The sequence below is a fragment of the Candidatus Phytoplasma rubi genome (assembly GCF_026821955.1).
In the GTDB taxonomy this organism is placed as follows: Bacteria; Bacillota_I; Bacilli_A; order Acholeplasmatales; family Acholeplasmataceae; genus Phytoplasma; species Phytoplasma vitis.
This window is the reverse complement of the sequence record NZ_CP114006.1, coordinates 122,258-148,926: the sequence shown is the minus strand read 5'-3', so window position 1 is coordinate 148,926 and position 26,669 is coordinate 122,258. Positions and strand designations below refer to the sequence as shown.

28 protein-coding genes and 6 pseudogenes are annotated in these 26,669 nt (G+C 25.7%); 3 read left to right on the top strand and 31 right to left on the bottom strand.

Annotated features, from left to right (window positions below; translation table 11 throughout):
• Positions 1-23 precede the first annotated feature (23 nt).
• From RS022_RS00785 to RS022_RS00695, 21 genes and pseudogenes are all read right to left on the bottom strand, one after another.
• Positions 24-645 (bottom strand): annotated as a pseudogene (locus RS022_RS00785) (phase variable surface lipoprotein).
• A 132-nt stretch (positions 646-777) separates the two neighbouring features.
• Positions 778-2,103: a toprim domain-containing protein gene (locus tag RS022_RS00780; RefSeq protein ID WP_268850008.1), complete on the bottom strand. Its 1,326-nt coding sequence runs from the start codon at positions 2,101-2,103 to the stop codon at positions 778-780.
• A 12-nt stretch (positions 2,104-2,115) separates the two neighbouring features.
• A complete protein-coding gene (locus RS022_RS00775; RefSeq protein ID WP_268850007.1) occupies positions 2,116-3,609 on the bottom strand; it encodes a replicative DNA helicase in 1,494 nt (497 codons plus the stop codon).
• 18 nt (positions 3,610-3,627) lie between these two features.
• Positions 3,628-4,233, bottom strand: a complete 606-nt coding sequence (locus RS022_RS00770) for a hypothetical protein (RefSeq protein ID WP_268850006.1) — start codon at positions 4,231-4,233, stop codon at positions 3,628-3,630.
• A gap of 30 nt (positions 4,234-4,263) precedes the next feature.
• Positions 4,264-4,404 carry a hypothetical protein gene (locus tag RS022_RS00765; RefSeq protein ID WP_268850005.1) on the bottom strand — a complete coding sequence of 47 codons (141 nt, stop codon included), beginning with the start codon at positions 4,402-4,404 and terminating at the stop codon, positions 4,264-4,266.
• Positions 4,404-5,012: a dTMP kinase gene (tmk, locus tag RS022_RS00760; protein ID WP_268850004.1), complete on the bottom strand. Its 609-nt coding sequence runs from the start codon at positions 5,010-5,012 to the stop codon at positions 4,404-4,406. Before tmk ends, RS022_RS00765 begins: the two co-directional genes overlap by 1 nt.
• A 32-nt stretch (positions 5,013-5,044) precedes the next feature.
• Entirely contained in the window at positions 5,045-5,338 is a 294-nt protein-coding gene (locus RS022_RS00755; RefSeq protein WP_268850003.1) for a DUF2963 domain-containing protein, read from the bottom strand.
• A 255-nt stretch (positions 5,339-5,593) separates the two neighbouring features.
• Positions 5,594-5,716, bottom strand: a complete 123-nt coding sequence (locus tag RS022_RS04225) for a hypothetical protein (RefSeq protein ID WP_420885766.1) — start codon at positions 5,714-5,716, stop codon at positions 5,594-5,596.
• A gap of 15 nt (positions 5,717-5,731) precedes the next feature.
• Positions 5,732-5,869 carry a hypothetical protein gene (locus RS022_RS04220; protein WP_420885765.1) on the bottom strand — a complete coding sequence of 46 codons (138 nt, stop codon included), beginning with the start codon at positions 5,867-5,869 and terminating at the stop codon, positions 5,732-5,734.
• Between the two features lie 67 nt (positions 5,870-5,936).
• Positions 5,937-6,062 carry a hypothetical protein gene (locus RS022_RS04215; protein ID WP_420885764.1) on the bottom strand — a complete coding sequence of 42 codons (126 nt, stop codon included), beginning with the start codon at positions 6,060-6,062 and terminating at the stop codon, positions 5,937-5,939.
• A gap of 28 nt (positions 6,063-6,090) precedes the next feature.
• On the bottom strand, positions 6,091-6,315 hold the full coding sequence (locus tag RS022_RS00745) for a hypothetical protein (protein ID WP_268850002.1): 225 nt from the start codon (positions 6,313-6,315) through the stop codon (positions 6,091-6,093).
• A gap of 255 nt (positions 6,316-6,570) precedes the next feature.
• A complete protein-coding gene (locus RS022_RS00740; RefSeq protein WP_268850001.1) occupies positions 6,571-6,828 on the bottom strand; it encodes a hypothetical protein in 258 nt (85 codons plus the stop codon).
• A gap of 322 nt (positions 6,829-7,150) precedes the next feature.
• Positions 7,151-7,459, bottom strand: coding sequence for an SVM family protein (locus RS022_RS00735; protein WP_268850000.1), 309 nt, complete (start codon positions 7,457-7,459; stop codon positions 7,151-7,153).
• Between the two features lie 35 nt (positions 7,460-7,494).
• Entirely contained in the window at positions 7,495-8,229 is a 735-nt protein-coding gene (locus RS022_RS00730; protein WP_268849999.1) for an effector, read from the bottom strand.
• Between the two features lie 66 nt (positions 8,230-8,295).
• Positions 8,296-9,474, bottom strand: coding sequence for a coiled-coil domain-containing protein (locus RS022_RS00725; RefSeq protein ID WP_268849998.1), 1,179 nt, complete (start codon positions 9,472-9,474; stop codon positions 8,296-8,298).
• Complete coding sequence (locus RS022_RS00720; protein ID WP_268849997.1) at positions 9,413-10,300, bottom strand: hypothetical protein; 888 nt, start codon at positions 10,298-10,300, stop codon at positions 9,413-9,415. The genes RS022_RS00725 and RS022_RS00720 overlap by 62 nt, the downstream gene beginning before the upstream one ends.
• Complete coding sequence (locus tag RS022_RS00715; protein WP_268849996.1) at positions 10,281-10,574, bottom strand: hypothetical protein; 294 nt, start codon at positions 10,572-10,574, stop codon at positions 10,281-10,283. Before RS022_RS00715 ends, RS022_RS00720 begins: the two co-directional genes overlap by 20 nt.
• 84 nt (positions 10,575-10,658) lie before the next feature.
• Positions 10,659-12,958: pseudogene (locus RS022_RS00710) on the bottom strand (ATP-binding protein).
• 42 nt (positions 12,959-13,000) lie between these two features.
• Positions 13,001-13,291, bottom strand: coding sequence for an HU family DNA-binding protein (locus RS022_RS00705; RefSeq protein ID WP_268849995.1), 291 nt, complete (start codon positions 13,289-13,291; stop codon positions 13,001-13,003).
• 44 nt (positions 13,292-13,335) lie between these two features.
• Entirely contained in the window at positions 13,336-13,704 is a 369-nt protein-coding gene (locus RS022_RS00700) for a single-stranded DNA-binding protein (protein WP_268849994.1), read from the bottom strand.
• A 240-nt stretch (positions 13,705-13,944) separates the two neighbouring features.
• Positions 13,945-14,547, bottom strand: a pseudogene (locus RS022_RS00695) (sigma-70 family RNA polymerase sigma factor).
• 325 nt (positions 14,548-14,872) lie between these two features.
• On the opposite strand from RS022_RS00695, the gene RS022_RS00690 reads away from it, so the two are divergent.
• The gene (locus tag RS022_RS00690; RefSeq protein WP_268849993.1) at positions 14,873-15,211 is read left to right on the top strand and encodes an HU family DNA-binding protein; all 339 of its coding nucleotides are present in this window, start codon (positions 14,873-14,875) and stop codon (positions 15,209-15,211) included.
• 89 nt (positions 15,212-15,300) lie between these two features.
• On the opposite strand, the pseudogene RS022_RS00685 reads toward RS022_RS00690, so the two are convergent.
• From RS022_RS00685 to RS022_RS00640, 10 genes and pseudogenes are all read right to left on the bottom strand, one after another.
• Positions 15,301-15,910, bottom strand: a pseudogene (locus RS022_RS00685) (AAA family ATPase); the annotation flags it as partial.
• 34 nt (positions 15,911-15,944) lie between these two features.
• Positions 15,945-16,622 carry an AAA family ATPase gene (locus RS022_RS00680; protein WP_268849992.1) on the bottom strand — a complete coding sequence of 226 codons (678 nt, stop codon included), beginning with the start codon at positions 16,620-16,622 and terminating at the stop codon, positions 15,945-15,947.
• A 284-nt stretch (positions 16,623-16,906) separates the two neighbouring features.
• Positions 16,907-17,131, bottom strand: coding sequence for a hypothetical protein (locus RS022_RS00675; protein ID WP_268849991.1), 225 nt, complete (start codon positions 17,129-17,131; stop codon positions 16,907-16,909).
• A gap of 422 nt (positions 17,132-17,553) precedes the next feature.
• On the bottom strand, positions 17,554-17,844 hold the full coding sequence (locus tag RS022_RS00670) for an HU family DNA-binding protein (protein ID WP_268849608.1): 291 nt from the start codon (positions 17,842-17,844) through the stop codon (positions 17,554-17,556).
• 95 nt (positions 17,845-17,939) lie between these two features.
• Positions 17,940-18,227 carry a DUF2963 domain-containing protein gene (locus RS022_RS00665; RefSeq protein ID WP_268849990.1) on the bottom strand — a complete coding sequence of 96 codons (288 nt, stop codon included), beginning with the start codon at positions 18,225-18,227 and terminating at the stop codon, positions 17,940-17,942.
• 116 nt (positions 18,228-18,343) lie between these two features.
• A complete protein-coding gene (locus RS022_RS00660) occupies positions 18,344-18,670 on the bottom strand; it encodes a DNA adenine methylase (RefSeq protein ID WP_268850229.1) in 327 nt (108 codons plus the stop codon).
• A gap of 5 nt (positions 18,671-18,675) precedes the next feature.
• Positions 18,676-19,287: pseudogene (locus tag RS022_RS00655) on the bottom strand (DNA adenine methylase); the annotation flags it as partial.
• A gap of 180 nt (positions 19,288-19,467) precedes the next feature.
• Positions 19,468-19,797 (bottom strand): annotated as a pseudogene (locus tag RS022_RS00650) (single-stranded DNA-binding protein).
• Between the two features lie 263 nt (positions 19,798-20,060).
• Positions 20,061-20,666, bottom strand: a complete 606-nt coding sequence (locus RS022_RS00645; protein WP_268850225.1) for a sigma-70 family RNA polymerase sigma factor — start codon at positions 20,664-20,666, stop codon at positions 20,061-20,063.
• Positions 20,667-21,246: 580 nt separating this feature from the next.
• Positions 21,247-22,419: an rRNA adenine N-6-methyltransferase family protein gene (locus tag RS022_RS00640; protein WP_268849989.1), complete on the bottom strand. Its 1,173-nt coding sequence runs from the start codon at positions 22,417-22,419 to the stop codon at positions 21,247-21,249.
• A 477-nt stretch (positions 22,420-22,896) separates the two neighbouring features.
• Here RS022_RS00640 and tig point away from each other — a divergent pair, with 477 nt between their 5' ends.
• Positions 22,897-24,204 carry a trigger factor gene (gene tig / locus RS022_RS00635; protein WP_268849988.1) on the top strand — a complete coding sequence of 436 codons (1,308 nt, stop codon included), beginning with the start codon at positions 22,897-22,899 and terminating at the stop codon, positions 24,202-24,204.
• 111 nt (positions 24,205-24,315) lie between these two features.
• Positions 24,316-26,658, top strand: coding sequence for an endopeptidase La (gene lon, locus RS022_RS00630; protein ID WP_268849987.1), 2,343 nt, complete (start codon positions 24,316-24,318; stop codon positions 26,656-26,658).
• The last annotated feature ends 11 nt before the right edge of the window (positions 26,659-26,669 follow it).

Sequence of the window (26,669 nt, the reverse complement as noted above, 5' to 3'; positions counted from 1 at the left end):
GAAAGTTAATTATTTTATGATTTTTATTTTTTTAAATATCTTTTATAATCAGGACGTAATTTTTTCACCCGATAACCTTGTTTATCTTTTGTTAAAAAAGATTGAAGGTATTTTAAATCTTCCAATTGATAATAAATAATGTTTAACCCTTTTTTATAGTTAGTTTTTATGGGTTTCTGATATTTATCCAGCTTTTGGGGTTCTAATTGATATAATTGTAAAGTTTCTAATTTATTAACATCAATTTTCCCGATTAATTCTTTAATACGATTTTTAGTTTCATCTTGGTAGTTAATTTGAAATAGAGGATAGAGGTTTTTAAGGGGGTTATTTTGGCTTTTAAGCGGGGTTAAATTAGAAAGTAATAGTTTTACTATTACTAGAAGAAAAATTATTATTAATTAGGGTTATTTTCGTTTGTTTCATTTCTTCTAAGATTTGCGGGTCGACAAAGAGAGTTTGGTTTTTGGGGCGGTAATTGGCTTCTTGGTAGGTATTTTTCTTTTTAGAATGAGCAATAATAGTGAGATTAATTAAATCTTCTTTTAATATTTTTAAAAAGTTTTTAATTTGATTTAAATCGCTCGGGGTGGTTTTCGTGTTCCAGCCCCCGATTCTAATTTCTTGGTTTGTGTCGTTTTTCATTGTTTTTCTCCTTAATTTGGTTTATTGTTAAATAAAAAATAAAAACCCTAAATAGTTAAATTTAGGGTATATATACTTGTTAATATTTTATATGTGTAGATGTTATATATTTTGGTGTAAAAAAGGAATAATTTAATTAATTACTTCTACTTTGTCTTCTCCAAAGAAATGAACAGCTAAATCGACGATGATTTTCTTTTTGGCCTTTTTGTAAGAGAGATATGGATCTAAAAAACATTTTTGGTAAGCTTCTTTTCCGTATTGACGTAATAAATCATCCACATCTTTACAAGTTTGATCGTAAGGGGGTAAAATCCTTCTGATTTCGTATAAAATGTTTGCTTCTTTAAGTTGTTCTCCTAAGGCTTCGCTGCGTTTTCGCCCTGTTTCGTCATTATCTAAGGCGATAATTACTTTGGTATTTTCTTTTTTGAGAATTTCTAATTGTGATTGAGAAAGTAATTGAGCGACACAAATGAGACCGACCACGTTTTTAATACCATTTTGCCAACAACTAATAACATCAAAAAAACCTTCATGAATAATAATGGTTTTCGTTTGTTTGATAGAAGGCAAGGCTTCAAAAAAACGATAACTGAAATGAAAAGTCGGTGTTTGACTGAAATTAGTTAAAGCTTGGTATTTTGGTTGAAAGTAAGAAATTTCACGAAAATGGTTTTGATAAAAATGAAAAGTTTGATGATAACCATTTTCAATGGGGATAATAATGGAACCATGGAAAGTATCATGAAAATATTTTTTACCTTGTTGATTAGTTTTTTCTTTAATAAAACCATATTCCACTAATTGATCGATATTGATATTTTGCTTTTTACAATAATTTACTAGACGAAAAGATAAAGGTTTATCAGATAATGGGGCGTAACCAAGTTTAAATTCTTTAATAGTTTCTAAAGTGAGTTTTCTTTTTTGAGTTAAATAAGTTAATTCTGGTTGACTTTCGTTATTGCGGTTAGAAGTCAATAAATAATGATAATAATCTCTAATTTGATTGAATAAAGGGGAGATTTCTTTAAATAATTGTGCTTTTGTAGCGTTAATTTCTTTTTCATCAATTGGGTTGTTAATTTTTTTAGGTTGATATTGGTATTTGAAGGGGTTTGATGGTAAATTAGGACTTGAATTTTGTTGTTTTATTAAGGTTTTAAACTCTTGGGTTTGCATAAAGTTATTAATTCTTTTGAGGGCGTTATTGAAGGTTTTAATTCCTCTTATTTCCATATAAACATCAACAATATCGTAATCTTTACAACATTTCCAACAATGAATTTTATTAGTAGAAGTGAAATGACAACAAGTTGGGTTTTGACCTTGATGGATCGGACAAGGGAAACGGTGGTTGATGTTAAAGTTTTGGGGTAAAATTTTTAATTTTTTTAATAAAACAGACATGGGGAAATGAGTTTGGATGTGTTTGATTTTATCTTGATAATTCATTGAGTTTTCTCCTTAATAACTTTCTAATGGGTAAGGTAAAATATAACCGATTTCTTGGAAAGTTTGAGTGATCATTTCAAAGTGATAAACTAAATTCTTTTTGGTACCACTCCGATTCTTTTTAATAGATAATTCAATGATTTTTTGAGATTCGTTGTTTTTTGATGCTAAATATAATTGATTGCAATCTTGATTATAGATATTCAATGGTTTTTCTTTTTCTTTGGATAGTTTGGGTTGGAATTCAGACATTATTAAGACGATATCTGAGTTAGTTTCAATTCCTCCTGATCCTTTTAAAGCAGTGATTTCAGGGGATTTACCTTGGTAATGACTATAAGTATCTCTCGAAAATTGTGAGAGAATGATAATGACAATATTTAATTCCATGGCTAATTGTTTTAATTTAGTCATGATTTCGTCAATGGCAAGACGATCGTTTTCTAAGTGGTTTGTTGCTTTTGTGATTTGTAAATGATCGATTACGATGATTTCAGCTTTGTTTTCTAAATGTAAACGATAAACTAAATCAATGACATAATCGATGTTTTTGCTTTTATCGTAACTAAATGATAAATTAAGTTGGGAAAAAAATTGTTGAGCGTTATTCATCCTTTCCGTGTAGTTATGTTGTGTGATGTTTGAATCTTCGAAATTTTTATCTAAAATAACATCTAAAGGAATTTTAGTTATGTGGGCTAATAAACGACTTAAATTTTCTTCTAAGGTCATTTCATAAGAAAAAACTAAGAGATGAGGATAATGATGAGTTTCTTGATATTTAGTTTTAGCGATATCTAACAAAAGATTATAAACAAAAGTTGTTTTTCCTAAACCTGTATAACCACCAATGGTGATAATTTGACCTTTTTTAAAGCCTTTCGTGGTTTGATTTAATCCTTTGAAAGTTGCTGATAGGCGGTAATATTCTTCTTGGATTTTTTGTTTGGCTTGTTGATCAGACTCAAAAAATTCAGGATGACAAGAAGCCATTTGATTTAAAGTTAACAAAGTCTTATCGGAGGGATGAGGCATAAAGGACATAAATTTTCTTAATTTATCAAAGATTTCTTGATAGTATAGATGTTGATGATAAGGATCCTTGTTTTCAAAAGAAGGACTAATAATTTTTAAGAGTTGTTGGAACAGTTTTTCTTGGGTATAGGTGTGTTTTAAATTATCTAAGAAATCAAGATTATTTTCTTCATTAACATCATCACTTAAAAAAGATAGTGATTCTTTCGTAAAGTGATCTTGGGGGAAATGGGTTTGAAGATAAGCGAGTAATTCTTCGATTATCTCAGTTTGAGATTTGATTTTATCAAAGGGATGAGTATTTGTCTGGTTTAAAGTTAAATATTTTAAGGCCTGAAATATTTTTGTATGTTGTTTATCTAAAAAAGATTGTGGATCAATAAGTTGAAAATAAAAATTTAATTGCTCAGCTTTATTTTGGTTCATATAGGAAATGATTTGTTTTAACGCTTTTTGTTCGTTGGTTAACATTTTATATTAACTCCTTTATTATTTTTTAATCATGTTAATATCACTAAAAGGGAGGAATTGGTGAGTAAGTAAAGTTTTTAAAAAGACATTCGCTGGAGGCGAAAAACAATCGATCACTTGGTTAATACCGAGAATTTTGCCTTGGGTGATTTTCTGGTTTAATCTTTGAGTTTCCACAGTGTTATTAGTTAATAAATAGAATTCAAAACGAGTATCAAGTTTTTTTAATTGTTGGGCTTCTACCATGGCTTGTTTATAGCGATCACGAAGACATGTTTTAAAATTAAAAGCGATGATTCTTTTTGTTTTCGTAAATAACACTAAATCAAATTTAATGTCTGGGATAAAAATTAAATAAGCTTGAGGATATAAATTGATGATTCCTTGGTTTTGAAAATAGAATAAAATGAGGTATTCGTTGATTTTACCGCGGATCACTTTTTGACTTTGAGAGTGATAGTTGTTATCAGTTAAATATTGATCTAGTAAATGGTGATGATGATTCATATATTCATGAAAATTAAGTAAAAATGATGATTTATGAAAAAGTTTTTTTAAAATATTAACACATTGAGTGTTAGTGTTAAATTGTTTAATTTGGTAAAAATCTTCGTTCGTTAACATCTTTATTTCCTTTCTTCAGAAAAAAAGACCTTATTTTAAGGTCTTTTTCTTTTTAATTTTTTTCGTTTTCCAAGTAATGGTTCCATCAGGTTTGATGGTTTTAATTTTTCCATTATGGTAATAAAAATAAAGATTACCGTTTTGACATTTTTTCTTAATAACAATAGCCATTATTTTTCTCCTAGATATTTCATAATTTTTTGAATATTAGATGGAATGGGATCACTTCCTTTTAAGATTAATTTCTTAATGTTGCTAGTATAATTAGTTAAATAATGATTGTATCCTTGGCGAACGGTTTGAAAATAAGTTAATGATTGTCTTTCGATCAGATCTCTTTGATGATTTTTTTGTTTTTTCTTTCTGGTTCTTCCGATGAGAGGATCAATATCTAAATAAATTAATAAATCAGGTTTTTTTAAGATAGTTTCGTGATTAAGCTGAAAGATCTTTTTTAAAGGGAAAAGTTGTTTCTTTTCCTTTGACAAGGGAAATAATTGGTAAGCATAAGTAGATGGTAACCAACGGTCTAAGATAATTAATTGATTTTTTTTAAATAATTCCGCTTGGATTTGAGACATATTAGCGAGACTTAAATAAAAACGAGTGAGATAATCTACTTGTTGAAAATTTAAAAATAAATCTCTAATTTCCTTTCCAAGAGAACTACTTCCTAAACCTTGATACAGTTGATGAGGGGTTTTTAATTGGGGTTGAAGCGAATTGATAAGAGAAGTTTTTCCACTCCCGTCGAGTCCTTCGAAAACGATTAATTTCATGATTGTTTCTCCTTTTTTGATTTTTGTTGGATTTAAAAGTTAATAATATATTTAACAGTTCCGTCGGGGCGGTAAAATGTCGCTTTGATTCGTTCACCAGTGTTTTTATCATATTCCCAAATATTAATAATAGTTTGTCCGTCAAATTGATAATAAATGTCTTTAATAGGTTTACCAATATTTGGATCGTATTCATGTACAGAACTAATATTTTTCCCGCCAGGATAATAATGAGTTTGTTTAATTATCTTATTAGTTATTTGATCGAATTTTTGAGCGACTTTATATCCGTCATTGTCGATAAATTCTTTGATATTTTTTTTCATTTGTTTTCTCCTTTGATTCTAATTTTGGGCATAAAAAAAGACCTTCGATTTGAAGGTCTAAAAGTATTAATCAATTATTTGATTTTCCTTAATTGTTTTAAATAAGTGGTTTTTTCTAATTCGTCTTTGGCTTTGGTTAAAAGAGCTAAGTATTTTTCGCTATCTTGAATCATTTTGATAATGAAGTTGTTATCTTGATAAATCCGTACCACATGATAGTTTTGATCGTTAAAATAGACTAAAAAATAAGCGAAGTTAGTTTGCGAACAATAGAGTTGACATTGAACTTGGGCCCAAGTAGTATTGAGGGATATTTTTTATTTGAGGATTGATTAAAAAACTAGTCCAAGTGGATGAGTCTTCTTGGTTTTCATTCACAAAAGGACATTTAATTTATAAGACAACTTGATTTTGTTCATTGTAGCTATCTAAAGATGCAGAAAAAAAGATTAACTTGATCATCAGTGAAAAGGTGTCTTCAAAAGTTAAATTGGTTTTTTGCATGAAAAATTGACGCGTGATTGGTTCCATTTTTTGACCATGGAGGGTGTGTAATATTGATTAGCGGTAAAGGTTGTCCCAAAGAGTTTATTATGAACTAATTGTTCCATGGAACGAAAAGGGATCTAAACCCCGTAATGGAAGCAATTTCAGAAGCGTTAATATATTTTTTTCGATGTTGATACCATAATTTGGTGGGTTGATTTAAGTTTTTGATGCGCATAATAATTATTCTTTTTTAAATATTTTCTTTAATAATAATAAAAGATATTTTCTAAATAATAAAAGAAACGAAAAAGGTGATAAAGACATTTAAAAAGAAAATCAATTAGATATAAGAAATGAGGAAGAAATAATAAAATAATTGTTAATAAACCTAAATTTAACCATTGATTTTGATAAGTCAAGAAAGAACTACTTATCTTATGAAGGATATGATTTAACTTAGTTAACCAAGTATTAATGAAATTCCACATGATTGGGTTGCTTCGTGGTTAAATATTGATAAAATTGAACCACTATTCCTTGTTTTAGTTGGTTAATACTTAGTTTAACGGTGAAAAGATAGAATTTAATGACATAATAAATGGTGATAATTGGAATAAATGAAAGTAGAGTGATGATTAAAAGATAAGATTGCTAGGTAAAGATGAAAAGATTTTTTTATTAACATAGTTTTTGTTTCCTTTCGTTGTGAAAATAAAAAGACCCTGAAGGGTCTTTGTTTGTGATTATTCTTTTGCTTTGGAAATTGTATCTAAAAATATTTCTTTGTGTAATTTTTGCATTGCTTTTAAAACTTTTTTATTATTTTCAAAACTCATTTCTCCCGAACATATTAATTCAACACATTTTAGTTCAAATTCTTTTTCAGTCAAATCTTTGAATTTTAATTTTTTGTTACATTGTATTGTTTTAATTATGGAGAAAAGCATTAAAATAACATTCAAAATTAAACTTATTATTAAAATAAATGATTTAATTTCCATTTTTTTGATTTCCTTTTTTATTTTTTATCCCTCAGATGGGATTATAATGTAGAGATAGTTTAGTTTAAATAAGATATTATTTTTATATTGTGTTTTTAAAAAATTACTAATATTTATTAATTTTTTATCCCTCTGATAATGGTTATAAATTATCAAATATGAAAATTTGAATATATTACTATTATACAACTTCATGTATTGAATATTTAAAAAAAATGATTAAGGTACATAATTATTTCAAGGATTTTAATTTGGTGTTTTTCTTTAATTTTTTGTTGAGTATAATTGTAAATTTGGATATTTTTGTTTGCTTGTTTTATGTTTAAAAATTTATATTAATTTCTATAAACATCAATTTTATAACTATTTGTTTTATAAACAATTTAAAAAAATGGTTTTTTTGTTTTTCCAAATTATCATTTTTTATTTTTTCATCTTCTTTACTATATTTTGTTATTTTTTCTAATTGTTGAATTTGTTCTTGACATTTATTAATATTTGTTTCTTTATTTAATTCATTATTTAATTTGTCCATTGCTATAATTTGATTATTATTATTTATTAATAATAATCCTAAACTAATAAATAAAATAATATTAAATAATAGTAAATGTTTTTTTAATTTAACCATTAATTAAATCTCCTTTTTATTTTTATTCTTTTTTATCACCAGTCAGAGCTTGTTCTTTTATTATATTTGGCTTCATTGACTTTATCATTATTCTGTTTATCTTGGTAAAGCGATAAAGTTTTACGGACAGGGTTGAAGTAGAGGTGGAAATTTTCGTTGTTAAATTCTGAATTTTCCAACCATGCGCATCCAAGATAATAGTCCTTGTCGTCGTCTAAGAAGTGTTTAGGGCCTTTATATTTAAGGATTAAACAGTTACCACTTGAGTTTTCTTTAAATTGTTTTTCTAAATCGACATATATAAATAATTGGCTATCAATTGTTGTGTTGAAACGAGAAAATTTAAATCCATTAATAGAGGTTTCCTCATAAGTTAACCCTTTATTGTTCCAACGATCGAAAGGATAACGGTCTTTGATGTAGTTGGCGAGGTTAGAAGGTTCTTTTTGTTTTTCGAGGCGTTCTTGAATTTTCATCAATTCAAAAGATCCGATGTTTTCTTTGTTAGCAAGTTGTTGTTGATAATAGCCGATTCCATTAAGACCATCGAAGGTGTATTTAGCTTTAATCATTGTACATTTTTTATTATCGTCATACCATTCATAAATTTTTTCAAATTTGGTTTCATTTAAACTAGGGATTTCTTCTTTCGGTAATTCTGGTAACTTAATGATTTCCATTTCGGTTAAAACGAAAAAACCAATAAATAAAAAAAGAAGCACCCCTAAAATAATAAAAAACCATTTAATGATTTTTTTAATATTAAACATGATTAGTTCCTTTCGGATAATTTATAACATACCAACATTTTAACACATTTGACTTTTGAATTTTAATTAAAACCATTTTTTGAACCAAGAAGTTACTTTTTCAACTTTTTCTTTTGCACCCCTAATTCTTTGTTTTACATCTTCTTTAATACAAACTTTTAAAGGTTGAATTGCGGCACTATAGGTGTTTTCTTGTGCTTTGATCATTAAATCTATTTTTGTTAATTCTGCTTCTTTTTTTACTAATAGATCATTGTTTTTGTTTAATTCTACTTTAGTTGCTTCATGGGCTTTTTGTTCGTCTTTTATTTGTTCTTTAAGTTTATTAATTTCATGACGGAGTTCGGCGTTTTCTTCAAGATATTTACCAGAGACATTTTCTAAAGCTTTAATGGTTCCTTCGAGGGCTTCAATATGTAGTCCTTGTTTCACCCATTTATCGATTTGTTGTTCTAATTCCTCGCTTAAACGGTTAATTTCATTTGCTTGTTCGTTGATGATTTGGTTTAAGTGGGCGATTTCTTGGTCTTTTTGGTAGATAGTTGCTTGATATTCTTTTTCTTTTTGTTGAAAATTAGTAGTTAATTGATTGATTTCCTGTTGGAGTTCTTGTTTTTCTTGTTCAGATAAAGCTTGATTGGTTATTAATTCTTGGTTTTTAGTTTCAATTAAGGATTTTTGTTCTTGAAGTTGATTTTGGAGTTGTTCGGTCATTTGGTTTTGTTCGTTGATTTGGTTGATTAATTCATTAATTTGTTTTTCTTTTTCGGTGTTGATTGTTTTTTCTTGGTGCAGATCAGTTTCTAATTGATTAATCTTTTGATCTTGGATAAAGATTTCATTTTCTTTAGAACGGATTTTATCGGTTTGTTGATTGATTTCTTTTTGAAGTTCTTGTTTTTCTTGTTGAGATAGTTTTTGATTATTTTCTAATTCTTCTTGTTTTTGAGTTAGATCATGTTCTAAATTAGCTTTTTGAGTTTCTAAAGTTAAACTATTAATTTTTTCTTGTTGGAGTTGGATTTCTAATAAGTTTTTGGCTTTGATGATTTCTTCAGGTGTTAATTGTTGTGTTTCCGTTGTTTGGTTAGTTTCTTTTAATTCCTCGCCAAGTGGTGGTGTGTGTTGGAGTTGTTCTTGTTGCAATAAGGTAGGTTCAGTTGTTGATTCAACTGAACCTTTATCAGGGATTGTTAAGGTTGCCAGTTTCTCTTTCTTCTTGATTTGTTTCTGTTTTATCTTCATTATAATTAGTTAAAATTGATTCTTCTTTTTCGATAATTGTTGGATTGAATGATTGTTGAATAAATGGCGCTTGTAAGATTGGTGTTGGGGGATTTTCCATTTTATGGGTTAATTGTTGTGGTGGATTAGGGATTTTAGTTTCTTCTGGATAAAATTGGTAAAGTTCATAAGCAGTTGAAGCTAAAGAAACCCAAAATAAAGCTTTACTACCAATTTTAAGGTTTTTACCACCGAGATTCGCTATTTTGGAAGTAGCTTTTTTTTGAATGATGGCTTTAGTTCCTTTTTTAATGGTTTTTTTCTTCCCACTTTTTAACCAATGACCGACTTTCCCAATACCTAAACAAATCCCGATGACGCTTAAAGTAGTTGCTAGATAATAACCTAATTTATTTTTCGGTGAAGGAGTATGATTAGGATCTTTATCATTACCTGTTACTTTATTATAAATATACTCGATAACTTGACGAATTGGTTGCGTGGCTTTATCGTATAACGCTTTAGTTTTAGTCGCGGCATTAGCTGTAAAAGTGTTGATTTGGTTTAAAACTTCAGGAAAGAATTTGAAAAGCGTCCAATAAATCGCCCCACCAATTAATAATAATGGAATACACCAAATAAGGATTTTAAAGAAATTTTTAATGATTTTAAGCAACAAGTTTTCTTTGTTAGTTTGAGTTTCGATAATTATTTTAGGAGTTGGAGTTTTTCTTTTGATAATTATTTTGTTAGATTTATTGTTTTTGGATTGATTTTTAGTGTTTTTATTTGTTTTATTATTATTTTTTGATTGATTTTTTTTGGTTTCAATTATTTTTTTTGACATATTTTTGCTCGCTTTCTTGATTTGATTTATTTTGATTTATCGTAAGTTCCTTTAAATTATTTAAATCTTCATCGAATTTTTCAAAATTACTTTTTGTGTCTTGTCGGAATGTATCGATTTCTTTTTCAATAAGATTAATTTTTTGTTTTAAATGATTGTTTTGAAGAATAATATATTCTTTTAAATTATGATTATTGAAGTTACAGAGGATAATTGTTGTTAAAGTAAAAATTATTAAACAAATATAAGGTGAATATTTTTGAATAATTTTCATTTTGTTTTCTCGCTTTCTCTTTGGTTTTAAAAGTTTTTTAAAATAAAAAAAAATCTAAATGAGAGTCTTTTAATGTTGGTGGAATTATTTTTGATTATTATTTTGAGATTTAGTGTGATGTTTGCCTTGGTAAAGAGATAAAGTTTTACGGACAGGGTTAAAGTGAAGATGGAAATTGGTTAATTCAAAGTTAGAGTCGGAAACATGAGCATTACCAAGATAATAGTCTTTGTCTTCGTCTAAGAAGTGTTTAGGACCTTTGTATTTAAGGATTAAACAGTTACCGCTTGAGTCTTCTTTGAATTGTTTTTCTAAATCGACATATATAAATAATTGGCTATCAATTGTTGTGTTGAAACGAGAAAATTTAAATCCATTAATAGAGGTTTCCTCATAAGTTAACCCTTTATTGTTCCAACGATTGAAAGGATAACCTTCTCTGATGTAGTTGGCGAGGTTAGAGGGTTCTTTTTGAAGTTCGCGACGATTTTCAACTAGCTTTAATTCTTTTCTTAAATTTTCTTCACGAGTTTGAAAAGTTTTAAGATTATTTTTAATGTCAATAATTTCTTGATTTTTATCTTTAATGGTTTGTTCGTATTTTTCAGGTGTTTGGTTTAAGGTTACTAATTCTTGTTCTAATTGTGGAATTTTGTTTTCTTGGTGTATTTTAGTTAATTGCTGATTAATATAATTTAAATCAGATTGGATTTGAGAATAGCGACGATTGTAATAGTTAATTCCGTTTAAACTATCAAAGGTAAAGTTGGTTTCTGTTTTGGTTTCATCTTTAGGTTTATCTAAATATTGAAGGATTCCTTCGCGCCATTGGGCGTATTGGTTTTCACAAGCTTCTCTTCTTTTTTTAACCTGACTATAATCAGGTTTCATTTTTAATTTTAAATTTAAGACTTCTTCAATATCCGAAGGTAACATGACTTCGTGGGTTTGAGGATTTTGTTGAGCCCATTTAGCCGTTTTTTTGTAAGCTTCTTCGATGATGGTGGTTAAATCACGATTAGAGAGGTTTTTGCCTTGACATAATTGGGTAATCTCTTTTAAAGCTAAGAAAGTATGATAACTAATTTGATAAGGAACAATAATATGTTTTAGATAACCTTCAATTTCATGATCTTTTAAATGACCGATATAGATTTCTTTACTGAAACGACTGCGTAAAGCGGAGTCAATTTTATGAAGGTTATTAGTCGCTCCCATTAAGACAATTTTTTTATTACTGCTATTAAACCCATCTAATTTATCTAATAAAGTATTAATCACATTGACTCCTCCTGAAGAAATGTTAGAATCATTACGATTTTCCAATCCTTCAATTTCATCAATAAAGATAATGGTTTTATCATGACTTTCTGCTTCTTGCCACACTTTATCAACTTCTTTTTCTCCTTCGCCAATGTATTTTTGGCGGAATTTAGAAGGAATTAAATTAATAAAGTGAACGTTCGCTTCTCCACAAAGGGCTTTGATTAAAAAGGTTTTTCCTGTTCCTGGAGGGCCATAGAGTAAATAACCTTTGGGGCGGACTTGATCGAAGTTAATTAAGGATTGGTTCGTGCGAAAATAAGTTAATAAGTCTTCTAATTCTTCTTTTTCGGTTTCCATGCCGTAAACATCTTTGAATGTCACTTGTTTTTTAGTATGAGGAAGAGGTTTGTTTTCTTTTAAATGATTTAATTGGATAGTTAAATTTTTCTTTTGTTTTTCAAAAGCTAATTTTTGATCAGTTAAGAAAAGTTGAAAATCCTTGAAATTTTTTAATTCGGTTTGATTTTTTTGATATTCCTTTTGCGTTTTTAATTCTTCAATTCTTTTTGATTAGCTTCCACATAATTAAGGGCTTGATTTAAGTGGGAAATTTGTTGTTGGAGGTTTTCTTGGGTTTGAAGTTGGGCTTTTTCTTGAGCTAATTTTTCTAATTCTTCTTGTTTTTCTTTTTGATTTTGGTTTAACGCTTTCCTTTGTTCCATTAAATTATTGACTAAGGCTTGTTGGGTTTGGAGTTGATTTTTCAGTTCTGTTAATTGTTGTTGTTTTTGGGTTTTAATGATTGGGGTTAATTGCGGATTGTTAGTTAATTCAGTTTGTAGAGTTTTAATTTTGGTAATAATGTCAGTTAAAGTTTTGACATTTTCATCAATTTGATTTTTTAAGGTTTGATCTTGTTGTTGGAGTTCTTGGATTTTGACTTGTTCTAATTTTATTTGGTTGTCGATCTCTTGTTGTTGTGTTGATGAGGGTTGTTTAGTTAATGATGGGTTTTGAGTTGGTGGACGAGAATGAGCGATACCAAAGATTAATAAAATCAATAAACCTAAACTTAATAATCCGATCAAACTCAAATAAATTTTTTTGTTTAATGACATAGATAACCTCCTTTCTTAGGTGTTTTAAAGAAAATCATTTGGTTATTTTAAAATTAAAGCTTTCACTTTGTCTTTGATGGTTTTAGAAAGTTTGAAAGTGACTACTGTTTTGGCAGGGATTTTTAATTTTTTCTTTGTTTTAGGGTTTCTACCGATGTAGGCTTTTCTTGATTTTAATTTAAATTTGCCTATTTTAGGAAATAAAACTACTTCTTCGTTCTTAGTGATAGCGTTGATTAAATTATTTTCGAAGATATTATAAAATTCTTCAGTTTTAGTTACGGAAGTTTTGTTAGCTAAAGCGATTTTTTTAATTAATTCTTTTTTTGTCATAATTATTTGACTCCTTTTGTTTGATTTTTTTAATTGTTTGTTGGTTAGATGATTAAGTTCATTTGGTTGTTATGAAATCTTTTTTTAAAAGGTAAAGATTCATGAGGTTTATTATCTAAAAAGATCACGTTTTGAAGAATAACTTTAGTGTTAGTTTTAGTTTGTCCTTCATTATTCGTGTATTTTTGGATTGATAATGTGCCTTCTACATATATTTTTGAACCTTTATGTAGGTATTTATTCATGTTTTCAGCTTGATTACGAAAAGCGATACAAGGGATGAATTGGGTTTTATCTTTAATGTTAAGAGCTAATTGAAAATCGATTTTAGCGATTTGTTCGTTTTTTGAATTGATATATTGTTTTTCTAAATCATGGCTTAGACGACCGATTAATTGAACTTTATTTAACATAATTTTATTTTTCCTTCTTTTTGATATATTTTTTTATTTATCCATCAATAAAACTTTTGAAAACAAATGTATTGGACGATTATCTAATTTGTTGATGTTGGAATCGTTTATTACTGTTGTTTCAAAAATTTTATGCTTGGTTTTGATACAAAAAAAAGATTACTTTGGAAGTAATCTAGTTTTTATTTTTTTATTGTTTAAAATAACTAGTTTAAGGTCATTACGGACGAGCGATAGGTTTTAACGTTTTTTTAATTTTTTGATAGCGATGTTTTTAATATTTTCTACTTGTTTTAAAGATAAATTGAGTTTTTCAGCTATTTCGGTATTGGTATAACATCCTTGATAATCTTCGTTAATATTTCCTAAAGGAACACCAAAACTTAAATAGATAATTTTGAATTCGTTTTCACTTAATTTAGCTTTCATTTTTTTTAAAAAAATTTCATGATTAACTTGTTTTAACCATAATTGATGAGGGTTTAAATTATTTATTTGATATGGTTCATAAAACTCTTCTTTAAAAGAAAGATTATCAACTTTATGATTTTTTGGGGATTGAAGGTGAATGGCTTTTTCTTATTAGTTCTCTGATTTCCGATTTGATGGTTGGAGTAGCGTAAGCAATAAAGTCATAACCTAAATCTTCGTAATTATTGAGGGCTTTGATTAATCCTAAAATCCCTTCTTGATATAAATCTTCTTTAGTTAAAACTCGAGGATAATATTTAAATTGATAAACTAGTTTTTGACTAATGGTAAATGAAGTGTGATTAATTGATTACGAATTTCTAAATTCTTTTTATTTTTTAAAAAATCTTTAAATAATTCTTGTCTTAACATTTAATTCCTTTCTAAAAACGTTTTTAGAAAAGAGAGGAAATTATTTTTTTAGTCTTTGAAACAAAAAAAGACTAACTTATTAGTTAGTCTTAAAGATTTTTTAAAAAGGAAAAAGTGTCTAAACTTTTGGAACAGGGCAGTTACTTCAAAGAAAATTTTTATATACCCATAATCAAATAACTCTCTAAAGTATTTTAGTATGAATATAATGATAAAAAAGAGTTAATTCAGACAAAAGAATATGATTATAATACTTATTATTTTCAATTTTATAATATGGGTTTTAAACAAACAAAAAAAAGAAAAGAAAGAAGGCAATTAAACCATGTCTACAAAAAACAAAAAAAATAATCAAAAACAAGAAGCAAAATTTTATTTTACAAAAGCCGATTTAATTAAACAAATAGCTAAAGAAGGAGGAGCCACTATTACAGAAACAGAAGATTTTTATAACATCTTTGAAAAAGTGTTAATAGAAGTAATTACTAATTATTTAGAAGTAATTTTGTCAGCAGGTTTAGGAAGATTTGTATTAAAAACTCAGCCTGCTGTACAATTAACAAATTTTACAAGAAAAAAATTTTTTTATCCTGAATCTACAATTATTAAATTTAAAATCTCAGATGCTTTAAAAAAAGTAGTTAAAAAAATTAAATTAACTTAATTTAAATAAATAAAAATAATTTAACTTTTCCACTTTATAAAAGGATATAAGGTTTTTTTAAACGAAAATAAATCTCCTTTTTGTCTTTAATATAAAGAACTGTCATCTTCCATATCGAAAGAAGCGGAATTGAATCCGTTTAAAGTGGTAAGATCGTAAGTTAAACCTCTTTTTATTCCAACGGTCAAAAGGATGACGGTCTTTGATGTAGTTGGCGAGGTTAAAAGGTTCTTTTTGAGTTTCGAGGCAATTTTCGACCAGCTTTAATTCTTTTCTTAAACTTTCTTCTTGAGCTGGAAGAGTTTTAAGTTTATTTTTAATATCAATTATTTCTTGATTTTTATCTTTAATCGTTTGTTCGTATTTGTCAGGTGTTTGGTTTAAAGTTACTAATTCTTGTTCTAATTGGGAGATTTTATTTTCTTGATGGATTTTAGTTAATTGATTTTTAATATTATTTAATTCCGATTGGATTTGAGAATAACGACGTTGATAATAGTTAATTCCGTTTAACCCATCAAAGGTATAGTGACATTCTATTTTAGTTTCATCTTTGGGTTTATCTAAATATTGGTTGAATCCTTGACGCCATTGGGCGTATTGGTTTTCACAAGTTGCTCGGCGTTGTTTTACTTTTTGATGATCAGGTTTTATTTTTAATTTTAGTTGTAAGACTTCTTCAATATCAGAAGGTAACATGACTTCGTGGATTTGAGGATTTTGTTGAGCCCATTTAGCGGTTTTTTTTGTAAGCTTCTTCGATAATCGTGGTTAAATCACGGTTAGACAGATTTTTGCCTTGACATAATTTAGTAATATCTTTTAAAGCTAAGAAAGTATGATAACTAATTTGATAAGGGGTGATAATATGTTTTAAATAACCTTCAATTTCGGAATCTTTTAAATTACCGATATAGATTTCTTTACTAAAACAACTGCGTAAAACGGTGTCAATTTTATGAAGATTATTCGTAGCTCCCATTAAGACAATTTTTTTATTACTGCTATTAAACCCATCTAATTTATCTAATAAAGTATTAATCACATTGACTCCTTCTGAAGAAATATTAAAATCATTACGATTTTCTAATCCTTTAATTTCATCAATAAAGATAATGGTTTTATCATGACTTTCTGCTTCTTGCCAAACTTTATCAACTTCTTTTTCTCCTTCTCCGATGTATTTTTGTCGAAATTTCGACGGAATTAAATTAATAAAGTGAACGTTAGATTCCCAACAAAGAGCTTTGATTAAGAAGGTTTTTTCTGTTCCTGGAGGACCATAGAGTAAATAACCTTTGGGGCGGGCTTGATCGAAGTTAATTAAGGATTGGTTCGTAAGAAAATAAGTTAATAAATCTTCTAATTCTTCTTTTTCGCTTTCCATGCCATAAACGTCTTTGAATGTCACTTGTTTTTTAGTATGTGGAAGAGGTTTGTTTTTTTTAAATGATTTAATTGGATAGTCAAATTTTTCTTTTGTTTTTCAAAAGCGAATTTTTGATCAGTTAAAAAAAGTTGAAAATCATTTAAATTTTTTAATTCAGTTTGATTTTTTTGATATTCTTTTTGCGTTTTTAATTCTTCAATTCTTTTTTGATTAGCTTCGACATAATTAAGGGCTTGATTTAATTGAGAAATTTGTTGTTGGAGGTTTTCTTGGGTTTGAAGTTGAGTTTTTTCTTGCGCTAATTTTTATAATTCTTCTTGTTTTTCTTTTTGATTTTGGTTTAAAGCTTTACGTTGTTCTATTAAATTATTTACTAAAGTTTGTTGAGTTTGTTGTTGATTTTTCCGTTCTGTTAATTGTTGTTGTTTTTGGGTTTTAATTGTAGGATTTAATTGAGGATTATTAGTTAATTCAGTTTGCAGAGTTTTAATTTTGGTAATAATTTCAGTTAAAGTTTTGACATTTTTCATCAATTTGGTTTTTTTAAGGTTTGATCTTGTTGTTGGAGTGCTTGGATTTTGGATTGTTCTAATTTTATTTGGCGGTCGATCTCTTGTTGTTGTGTTGATTTGGAGGTTGTTTAGTTAATTTTGGGTTTTTAGTTGGTGTGCGAAGAATAAATAAAGCCAAAAATTAATAAAATCAAGAAACTTAAACTTAATAATCCGATCAAACTCAAATAAATTTTTTTATTTAATGACATAGATAACCTCCTTTCTTAGGTTGTTTAATTTACTACTTTTTTTCTTTGGTTGGTTTATTATTGTTATCTTTTTTTGGGTTTTTCTTGGAAGTTGAAAAAGATAATCAAGAAAGTAATTAAAAAACTAATGATTGAAACAATCCCACAAAGAATTTGGGCTGATTGGTTTTCCATTTTTGACCTCTTTTTTTATTTTAAAATTAAAGTTTTAACTTTGTCTTTGATAGTTTTTGAAAGTTTGAAAGTGACTACTGTTTTGGCAGGGATTTTTAATTTTTTCTTTGTTTTAGGGTTTCTACCGATGTAGGCTTTTCTTGATTTTAATTTAAATTTGCCTATTTTAGGAAATAAAACTACTTCTTCGTTCTTAGTGATAGCATTAATTAAATTATTTTCGAAGATATTATAAAATTCTTCAGTTTTAGTTACGGAAGTTTTGTTAGCTAAAGCGATTTTTTTAATTAATTCTTTTTTTGTCATAATTATTTGACTCCTTTTATTTGATTTTTTTAATTGTTTGTTGGTTGGTTTTTTTATCATATTCAATGATTTTTTCGATAGTTTGGCCATCCGAACTAATAGATCAATCTTTTAATAAATTCGCCAGTAATTTTGTCAAATTTGGCGATATAATTGACAATTTTGTCATTAAACTGATAATATCGTGTTTCTTTTATTTCTTTGCCAGTCGCTTTATCGTATTTAATAATTTGATCGACAAAAAAATTTTGATGATATTTGGTTTGTTTTAATTTATGACCAGTTAATGGATTATATTGAATGATATAATTGATGGGACCATCGCCACGATAATGATGTATTTCTTCGATTAATTGTTTGTTGGTGTTGTATTTTTGAATCACTTTACTTCAGTAATCGTCAATAAATTCTTTTTTGGTTGTTTTCATTTTTTTCTCCTTTTTTTAATCAAAATCAAGTTTCATATCCAATTTAATGTTCTGACACGATGGTAAAAATTTTAATTATACTCATAATTTTTAATAATGATTTCTTGATTGATGTTTTTGTTGGTGAGATGATGGCTTATTGTTGTTTTTGTTTTAATTATGTTATAATTTGGAAATAAATTAAGAATTGGGGTTGTTTCATAATTGGTGTATAACCATTTGACACCCCTTTTGGTTGCTTGGTGTAATTCTAAGGATAATTGTTGATGATCAGTAAAAGAAAATGGTTTTTGGTAAAAATCTTTATCTTTAATTCCTTCATAGTAATATGGTGGATCACAACAAAAAGAAAATCGCCTTGTTGAATATTGGCGATAATTTGACGAAAATCCATACAATATAAAACATGTTTTTTCTTTTGGAAGTGATGTTGGAAGGTGATTAATTCGTTTAAATTGATAATTAGGAGTTTTTGTTTGGATTTATAACCAAAATTTGTTTTTAAATTACTTTGATTATCATAACGAGTGATACCACGAAAAGAGTATTTATTTAAAACATAAAAGATAGCTGACCTGGTTAATTTTTTTCTTTTTTTTGAATTTTAATTATATTGGTTTAGTAAATTTTTGTAAGCTTGTTTTTGGTTCTTTTGGTTGTGATATTGGTAAATATAATTTTCCATGGCTTTAACCTTATTAACTAAATGATGGGGATTTTGGAGACTTTGTTTCCACATAGTGATTAATTGGTTATAATTATCGTTTAAAATCGCTTTTGATGGTTGTAAGTAAAAATAAAGAACACCACTGTCTAAAAAAGGTTCATAATAAGTTTTAAATTGAGAAGGTAAATGAGCAATAATTTGGGGTAAAAGTTTTTTCTTACAACCAATCCAATTGATTTCATCTTTCTTCTCCTTATGCCATAAATAAAATAAAAAGAAAATATCAAAGAAGATGGCGATTGTGGCGTTAAATTTTAATCCTAATTCAAAATTAAAAAATAAGGCCATGATATTACTGATGATGAAAAATAAATAGGAAATCATTAATAAAATAGGATATCTTTTTTTCATTTTGTCTCCTTGATTTTTTTATTTCTTTTAGTGTCCTTGCCAATTTGATGTATTTTTTTTAAATAAAAAAACCCCTTTTGAAAAAGGGGTTAAATGATTATTATTGAATCTATTTTTTTAAAAAGGTAAATTTTCTTGAGGTTTATTGTCTAAAAAGATCACGTTTTGAAGAATAACTTTAGTGTTGATTTTAGTTTGACCTTCATTATTCGTGTATTTTTGGATGGATAAAATCCCATCAAGATAAATTTTCGAACCTTTATGTAAATATTTCTTCATGTTTTCGGCTTGTTTACGAAAAGCGACACAAGGGATGAATTGGGTTTTATCTTTCATGTTAAGAGCTAATTAAAAATCGATTTTAGGGATTTGTTCGTTTTTTGAATTGATATATTTTTTTTCTAAATCATGACTTAGACGACCGATTAATTGAACTTTATTTAACATAATTTTATTTTTCCTTCTTTTTGATATATATATTCTTTTTTTATTTATTCATAGATAAAACTTTTGAAAACGAATGTATTGAACGACTATCTGATTTGTTGATGTTGGAATCGTTTATTACTGTTGTTTCAAAAATTTTATGCTTGGTTTTGATACAAAAAAAGATCACTTTGGAAGTAATCTAGTTTTTATTTTTTTTATCACTTAAACGAAATGTTTTGTTGAATTACTAGTTTAAGGTCATTACGGACGAACGATAGGTTTTAACGTTTTTTTAATTTTTTGATAGCGATGTTTTTAATATTTTCTACTTGTTTTAAAGATAAATTGAGTTTTTCAGCTATTTCGGTGTTGGTATAACATCCTTGATAATCTTCGTTAATATTTCCTAAAGGAACACCAAAACTTAAATAGATAATTTTGAATTCGTTTTCACTTAATTTAGCTTTCATTTTTTTTAAAAAAATTTCATGATTAACTTGTTTTAACCATAATTGATGAGGGTTTAAATTATTTATTTGATATGGTTCATAAAACTCTTCTTTAAAAGAAAGATTATCAACTTTATGATTTTTTTGTGGAAGAGAAGGAGAATGACTTTTTCTAATCATTTCTGTGATTTCCGATTTGATAGTTGGAGTAGCGTAAGCAATAAAGTCATAACCTAAATCTTCATAATTATTGAGGACTTTGATTAATCCTAAAATCCCTTCTTGATATAAATCTTCTCTAGTTAAAACTCGAGGATAATATTTAAATTGATAAACTAGTTTTTTTACCAAAGGTAAATGAAGTTCAATTAATTGATTACGAATTTCTAAATTCTTTTTATTTTTTAAAAACTCTTTAAATAATTCTTGTCTTAAAATTTAATTCCTTTCTAAAAACGTTTTTAGAAAAGATAAGAAATTATTTTTTTAGTCTTGAAAAGAAAAAAGACTAAATTAATAGTTAGTCTTAAAGAGTTTTTAAAAAGTAAAAAGTTTCTAAACTTTTGGAACACCTCAAAATTTGTTCTTTAATTTAACAGTTTAGCGACTGTATGGTCGAGTATTTTCACTTTTTACTAAAAACAAAAAAAATACTAGTTTTTTTAAATATTCTTTTCGGTATTAAAAATGAATTTATTTATAAAAATTTATAACACTACGCCGCAAAAAAAATAAATTTTTAAATTTTTTATTTTTGTTTTTCGAGTTAATTTTGGTTATTTTCCTTTTTGGATGCCATTTTGATGTCAATAAAAAAGTTACTCTTTTTATTTATTTTGTTAGTTAACAAAATTTTATTTTTTTATTTACATTTTAAAATAAAAATAAGACAAATATTCGTAAAATTAGGATTAAAATTTTCAACTAACAAAATGAATTATTTTTTTAAAACAGATATTAAAATAAAAAACTATTTATGAATAATAAATCATAAATAGTTTTTTTATTCTTATTCAAATTAAAAAGTATAAACACTAACAGGAATGAAACTAGTAATAAAAATTAAATCTTCTTTTGGTTTTATATTTATTTCTCTTTCTTTTGTTTCAAAAAATTTAAAACGATAATTCATAAATTTAATTTTATTTTCTTTAATTATTTTATTAATGTTGTTTTCAAAATTTATAAAATCGGATTTGTCAAAAATACTTATAGGTAAAGTAGAAACAATTCCTTGAATTTTATCTGGGGATATTTTATTTTTTTCTAATAAATCTATAAAAACTGCTGCGTTCCCCTGAATTACTGTTAAACCAGGATATTCTTTTCTTAAAAATTCACATAAATGCGAATGCCATTCAATAGATATTATGTTTTCTGCTCCAAATTTTTCTATTAAATATTTAGTAACATTTCCAGTTCCAGCTCCTAATTCTAAAATTTTATATCCTTTTTCTTTTATTTCATTTTTTGTTAAATTAGAAACATTTGTAAAATATTGTGACATTTCTTGTGTTTCTGGGAAAATACCAGATCCTGAGTTTGATTCTGAAAATAATGATGTAGAATGTTTCCATTCTTTTAAATTAAAAGTAATGACGGATAATAATAACATAGTCAATATTAATAAAAATACTTTCAAAAAAAAATATTTTTTAATTCTTTGGAAAAGAATAATTATACTAGTTAAATATGTAAAAGATATTATGATTTGTATATAAGGAATTAGAAAATATTTTGCCGATTTGTTATCGGGATTAATCAATTGTTCTTTTAAAAATGTTTTGATATCATCAAAATTGTGTATTAAATTTAAAATAAAATTAATTATTAAATAAAAAATAAAATTCAATAAAATAATTATTATCATTTTCCACGAAACTTTAAATTTATTCAAAAAATAAAAAAATAAAAATAAAGATGGAAGAAAAAGAAATTCTAAATAGTAAATAATTAAATTAAAATATTTAATATCAGAAGGGTAAATATTTAGATCTCTTATAAAAGAACGAAAACAAAAAGTATTTATTAAAATATTTATTAAAGAACATAGTGCTATAAAATTAGTTATTTTATATTTTTTATTATTTTTGTTCTCTTTAAGTATTATAAAAAATAATGATAAAATAACTAATAGACTGTATTTAGAAAAAGATATGAAATGATACCATTTTAAATTAGGTAAAGACAAATAATTTTGTTTTTGATTAAATTTATAAATTTTAAAACTATGAAAAAAATCTAAAAATAAAATTGAAACAGTTAAGATTAATAAAAAATAAAAAAATTTATTTTTGGAATTTTTTATATTTTTTATAAATGGTGTTTTTATGGAAATTTGTTTAAGCAATATAAACCCTCATCTATTATTAATTAATTAATAAAAATATTTTTCAAATAAATATTATTAGAAATTTAATTTAAAATATAAATAAAATATATTTGAATAAATGAACTAAAAATTTAATTAAAAATATAAAATAATTATAATTAATATATGTAATATATACAATTTATATACATATAATTATATAAATAAATATACTATAACATATATAATTATAAAGTAAGTTAATATTTTATAATTCAAAATTTTTTGAATTATATAATTATATAAAAAAAATAATAAATGTGTTATAAATAAATATTTAAAAGACTAGGTAAAAATATGCAAATTAAAAAAATAAATAATGATTTTATTCAATATCATTTTGAAATAAATAAAAATGATTTTGATACATTTATAGAAGAAATTTATAATAAAATAAAATATAAAGTAGAATTAAAAGGTTTTCGAAAAGGTTTTGTAACAAGAGATATGTATGAAAAACATTTTGGTCCGCATTCTTTATATGAGGATGCTTTTACATCTTTAATTCAAACAAAATTGAAAGAAATATTTGAACAAAAAAAAGAATATGATATAATTGGGGAACCAAAAATAATTAATTTTGATCCAGAAGCTTTAACTAAAAAAAAAGATTTTTTCAATTTTGGCATAGAATTTATGTTAAAGCCAGAAATTAAAATATGTGATTATAAAAAAATTCCAGTAAAAAATTATAATTTAGAAATTACAAATGAAGAAGTCCAGAAAAAAATAGATTTTTTATTTAAACATAATCCTATTTTAGAATCAAAAGAAAAAGATGCATCTTTAGAATTAGGAGATGTTGCTATTTTTGATTTTCAAGGTTATTTAAATGGAAAATTATTTGAAGGCGGATCAGCTACTAATTATACTTTAGAAATTGGTTCTAATCAATTTATTCCTGGTTTCGAAACAGGAATGATAGGTTTAAAAAAAAATGAAGAAAAAGATATTAATATTTGTTTTCCTGTAGATTATGAAAAAGAAGAACTTGCTGGAAAAGAAGTTTTTTTTAAAGTTTTAATACATGATATTAAAAAAAAAAAAGATGTCGTTTTAAATGATGAATTAATAAAAAGTATGAAATTCCCTAATATTAATAATGTTTCAGAGTTCAAAAAACAAATTAAAAAAGAATTAGAAATTCAAAAAAAATATGAAACAGAAAATAAAAGAAAAGAAGAGATTTTAGATTTTTTAGTTAAAAATTGTAATTTTAAAATTTCTCAATTTTTGATCGATGAAGAAGAGAAAAATTTAAAAAAAGAGTTAGAAGAAGAATTAAAATCTAAAAAAGTAAGTTTAAAAGAATATTTAAAACAAATGAAATTAAACGAAACAAAATTTTCACAAGAAATGCAAAAACAAGCTTTAAATAAAATTAAATTGAATTTTTTATTAGATGAAATAGGAACTAAAGAAAAAATAGAAATTAGTCCCCAAAAATTAGAAGAAACTTTTAAACAAGTAAGTACTGAATATAAAACAGATATTCAAATGATCAAAAAAAATTCATATTTTGTTAAAAATATAAAAGATTATTTAATAAGACAAAAAGTTGTTGATTTTTTAGTAAAAAATAACATCACAAATAATGATAAATAATGAAAAATTTTTATATTATAAAAAAATTAAAATTTTAATATTTTAAATTATTAAAATTTAATTTTAATTTTAAAAATTTAATAAAAGGATTCGAGGATTCCAAAATTTATAATGGTTAAGAACGATAAAGAGTTAGAAAATAATTTTATTCCTGAAGAGTTACCTGCTATCATTGTTAGAGATACTGTTCCAATCCCTTTTAATGATTTAAGAATTGAAGTAGGTAGAACTTTTTCTATAAATGCTTTAATTTATTCTGAAGCTAATAAATGTCCTTATGTTGTTGTTTTATTACAAAAAAATTTATTTCAAGAAAATCCTAAAATATCTGATATAGAAAAATTTGGAGTATTAGCAAAAATTTTAGTTTCTATCAAAATTAATGATGAAATTTATAAAGTAAAATTACGCATTATTAAAAGAGTTCAAATTAAAAAAGCATCAAAAAAAAAAGATTTATATATTGCTAAATATAAAGAATTACCGATTACTTTTGGGGATTTGAAAGAAGAAAAAACTCTTATTAAATTAATAATGGAGAGAATAGCTTCTAATATTAATCAACTTTTTTTAATTTCAGAAACTGCTTTTTTAGAACAAATAAAAGATGGAATTACAACTGAAAAAGCTGCAGATTTAATTATTTTTGCTTTAAAAATCGAAGAAAAATATAAATATAAATATTTAAAAGAACCTAATTTAAATAAAAGACTTATTTTAATTTTACAAGATATTGAACTAAAATTAGATTGCATAAATTTAGAAAATAAAATTAATGCAGAAGTTAAACGTAGTATTGATGAAAATCAAAAAGAATTTTATTTAAGAGAAAAAATGCGTGCCATTCAAAATGAGTTAGGCGATAAAGCTAAAAAAGAGGAAGAAATAGAAGAATTAAGAAAAAAAATTAATATTTCTAAAATGCCTAAAGATATAAAAGTTAAAATATTACAAGAACTTTCTCGTTATCAATCAATTTCTTCTAATTTAGCAGATTCTTTTGTTATTCGTAATTATTTAGATTTTGTTATTGCTTTGCCTTGGGGAAAAATAAGTAAAGATATTGATGATTTAAAAACAATAGAAAAAGTTTTAAACAAAAATCATTACGGTGTAAAAAAAGTAAAAGAACGTATTATAGAATATGTAGCTGTTAAAATAATGACTCAAAAAAATCCTCAAACTATTATTTGTCTTGTAGGTCCTCCTGGTGTTGGAAAAACTACTTTAGCTATTTCTATAGCCGAAGCTTTAGGTCGTAAATTTGTTAGACAATCTTTAGGCGGTTTACAAGAAGAAAGTGAAATAAAAGGCCATAGAAAAACTTATGTTGGGGCAATGCCAGGCCGTATTTTGAGCGGTTTAAAAGATGCTGGAGTAATGAATCCTATCTTTTTATTAGATGAAATAGATAAATTAGTTAATAATTACCAACATGATCCTGGTTCTTCTTTATTAGAAGTTTTAGATCCACAACAAAACCAAACTTTTACAGATTTTTATTTATCAGAACCTTTTGATTTATCTAAAGTGTTATTTATAACAACTGCTAATGATTTAAGTAATATTTCAGAACCTTTAAAAGATCGTTTAGAAATTATAGAATTGAATTCTTATACAGAACAAGAAAAAGTAGTTATTGCACAAGAACATTTAATACCTAAACAGTTAAAAGGACACGGAATTATTGAAGAAAACTTTTCTATAGATAAAGAGACAATTCTTTTTTTAATTAGACATTATACTAAAGAATCTGGAGTTAGAGAATTAAATCAAAAAATTGCTACTTTAGTAAGAAAAACAGTTAAAGAAATTTTATTTAATAAAGTTAAAAAAATTAAAATAGAAACTAATAATATTGAAAAATTTTTAGGAAAAATTGTTTATCAACATTTATTAATTAATAATAAAGATCAAATTGGAGTTGTAAATGGATTAGCTTATACTTCTTTTGGTGGAGATATTTTACCTGTCGAAGTTACTCATTTTAAAGGTAGTGGAGAATTAGTTTTAACTGGACATTTAGGTAAAGTTTTAAAAGAAAGCGCAATGACATCTTTTAGCTTTTTGAAATCTAATGCTGAAATGTTAGGCATTGAATATAGTGTTTTCAAAAATAATGATTTTCATATTCATTTTTTAGAAGGAGCTGTTCCTAAAGATGGTCCTTCAGCTGGTATTACAATAGCTACTTGTATTTTTTCAGCTATTCAAAAGAAATTTGTTAGAAAAGATATTGGAATGACTGGTGAAATTACTTTAACTGGTTCTGTTTTACCTATAGGCGGTTTAAAAGAAAAAGCTATTGCTGCCGATAGAAGTGGATTGAATGTTATTTTTATTCCTAAAGATAATTTAAAAGATTTAGATGATATTCCTGAAGAAGTTAAAAAAAAAGTAAAAATTATTGTTGTTGAAAATGCTCAAGATGTTTTCGCGAAAGCTTTAATTTAATTTAAAAAAAG

Coding starts and splice junctions, on each gene's coding strand:
- tmk (WP_268850004.1), bottom strand. CDS start 5,012: ATGAAATTAATCGTTTTCGAAGGACTCGACGGGAGTGGAAAAACTTCT.
- RS022_RS00670 (WP_268849608.1), bottom strand. CDS start 17,844: ATGACAAAAAAAGAATTAATTAAAAAAATCGCTTTAGCTAACAAAACT.
- RS022_RS00745 (WP_268850002.1), bottom strand. CDS start 6,315: ATGTGGAATTTCATTAATACTTGGTTAACTAAGTTAAATCATATCCTT.
- RS022_RS00675 (WP_268849991.1), bottom strand. CDS start 17,131: ATGAAAAATGTCAAAACTTTAACTGAAATTATTACCAAAATTAAAACT.
- RS022_RS00705 (WP_268849995.1), bottom strand. CDS start 13,291: ATGACAAAAAAAGAATTAATTAAAAAAATCGCTTTAGCTAACAAAACT.
- lon (WP_268849987.1), top strand. CDS start 24,316: ATGGTTAAGAACGATAAAGAGTTAGAAAATAATTTTATTCCTGAAGAG.
- RS022_RS00720 (WP_268849997.1), bottom strand. CDS start 10,300: ATGTCAAAAAAAATAATTGAAACCAAAAAAAATCAATCAAAAAATAAT.
- RS022_RS00770 (WP_268850006.1), bottom strand. CDS start 4,233: ATGTTAACGAACGAAGATTTTTACCAAATTAAACAATTTAACACTAAC.
- RS022_RS00715 (WP_268849996.1), bottom strand. CDS start 10,574: ATGAAAATTATTCAAAAATATTCACCTTATATTTGTTTAATAATTTTT.
- RS022_RS04215 (WP_420885764.1), bottom strand. CDS start 6,062: ATGCGCATCAAAAACTTAAATCAACCCACCAAATTATGGTATCAACAT.
- RS022_RS00725 (WP_268849998.1), bottom strand. CDS start 9,474: ATGAAGATAAAACAGAAACAAATCAAGAAGAAAGAGAAACTGGCAACC.
- RS022_RS00735 (WP_268850000.1), bottom strand. CDS start 7,459: ATGGTTAAATTAAAAAAACATTTACTATTATTTAATATTATTTTATTT.
- RS022_RS00690 (WP_268849993.1), top strand. CDS start 14,873: ATGTCTACAAAAAACAAAAAAAATAATCAAAAACAAGAAGCAAAATTT.
- RS022_RS00780 (WP_268850008.1), bottom strand. CDS start 2,103: ATGAATTATCAAGATAAAATCAAACACATCCAAACTCATTTCCCCATG.
- tig (WP_268849988.1), top strand. CDS start 22,897: ATGCAAATTAAAAAAATAAATAATGATTTTATTCAATATCATTTTGAA.
- RS022_RS00700 (WP_268849994.1), bottom strand. CDS start 13,704: ATGTTAAATAAAGTTCAATTAATCGGTCGTCTAAGCCATGATTTAGAA.
- RS022_RS00775 (WP_268850007.1), bottom strand. CDS start 3,609: ATGTTAACCAACGAACAAAAAGCGTTAAAACAAATCATTTCCTATATG.
- RS022_RS00755 (WP_268850003.1), bottom strand. CDS start 5,338: ATGAAAAAAAATATCAAAGAATTTATCGACAATGACGGATATAAAGTC.
- RS022_RS00740 (WP_268850001.1), bottom strand. CDS start 6,828: ATGGAAATTAAATCATTTATTTTAATAATAAGTTTAATTTTGAATGTT.
- RS022_RS00765 (WP_268850005.1), bottom strand. CDS start 4,404: ATGGCTATTGTTATTAAGAAAAAATGTCAAAACGGTAATCTTTATTTT.
- RS022_RS00730 (WP_268849999.1), bottom strand. CDS start 8,229: ATGTTTAATATTAAAAAAATCATTAAATGGTTTTTTATTATTTTAGGG.
- RS022_RS04220 (WP_420885765.1), bottom strand. CDS start 5,869: ATGGAACCAATCACGCGTCAATTTTTCATGCAAAAAACCAATTTAACT.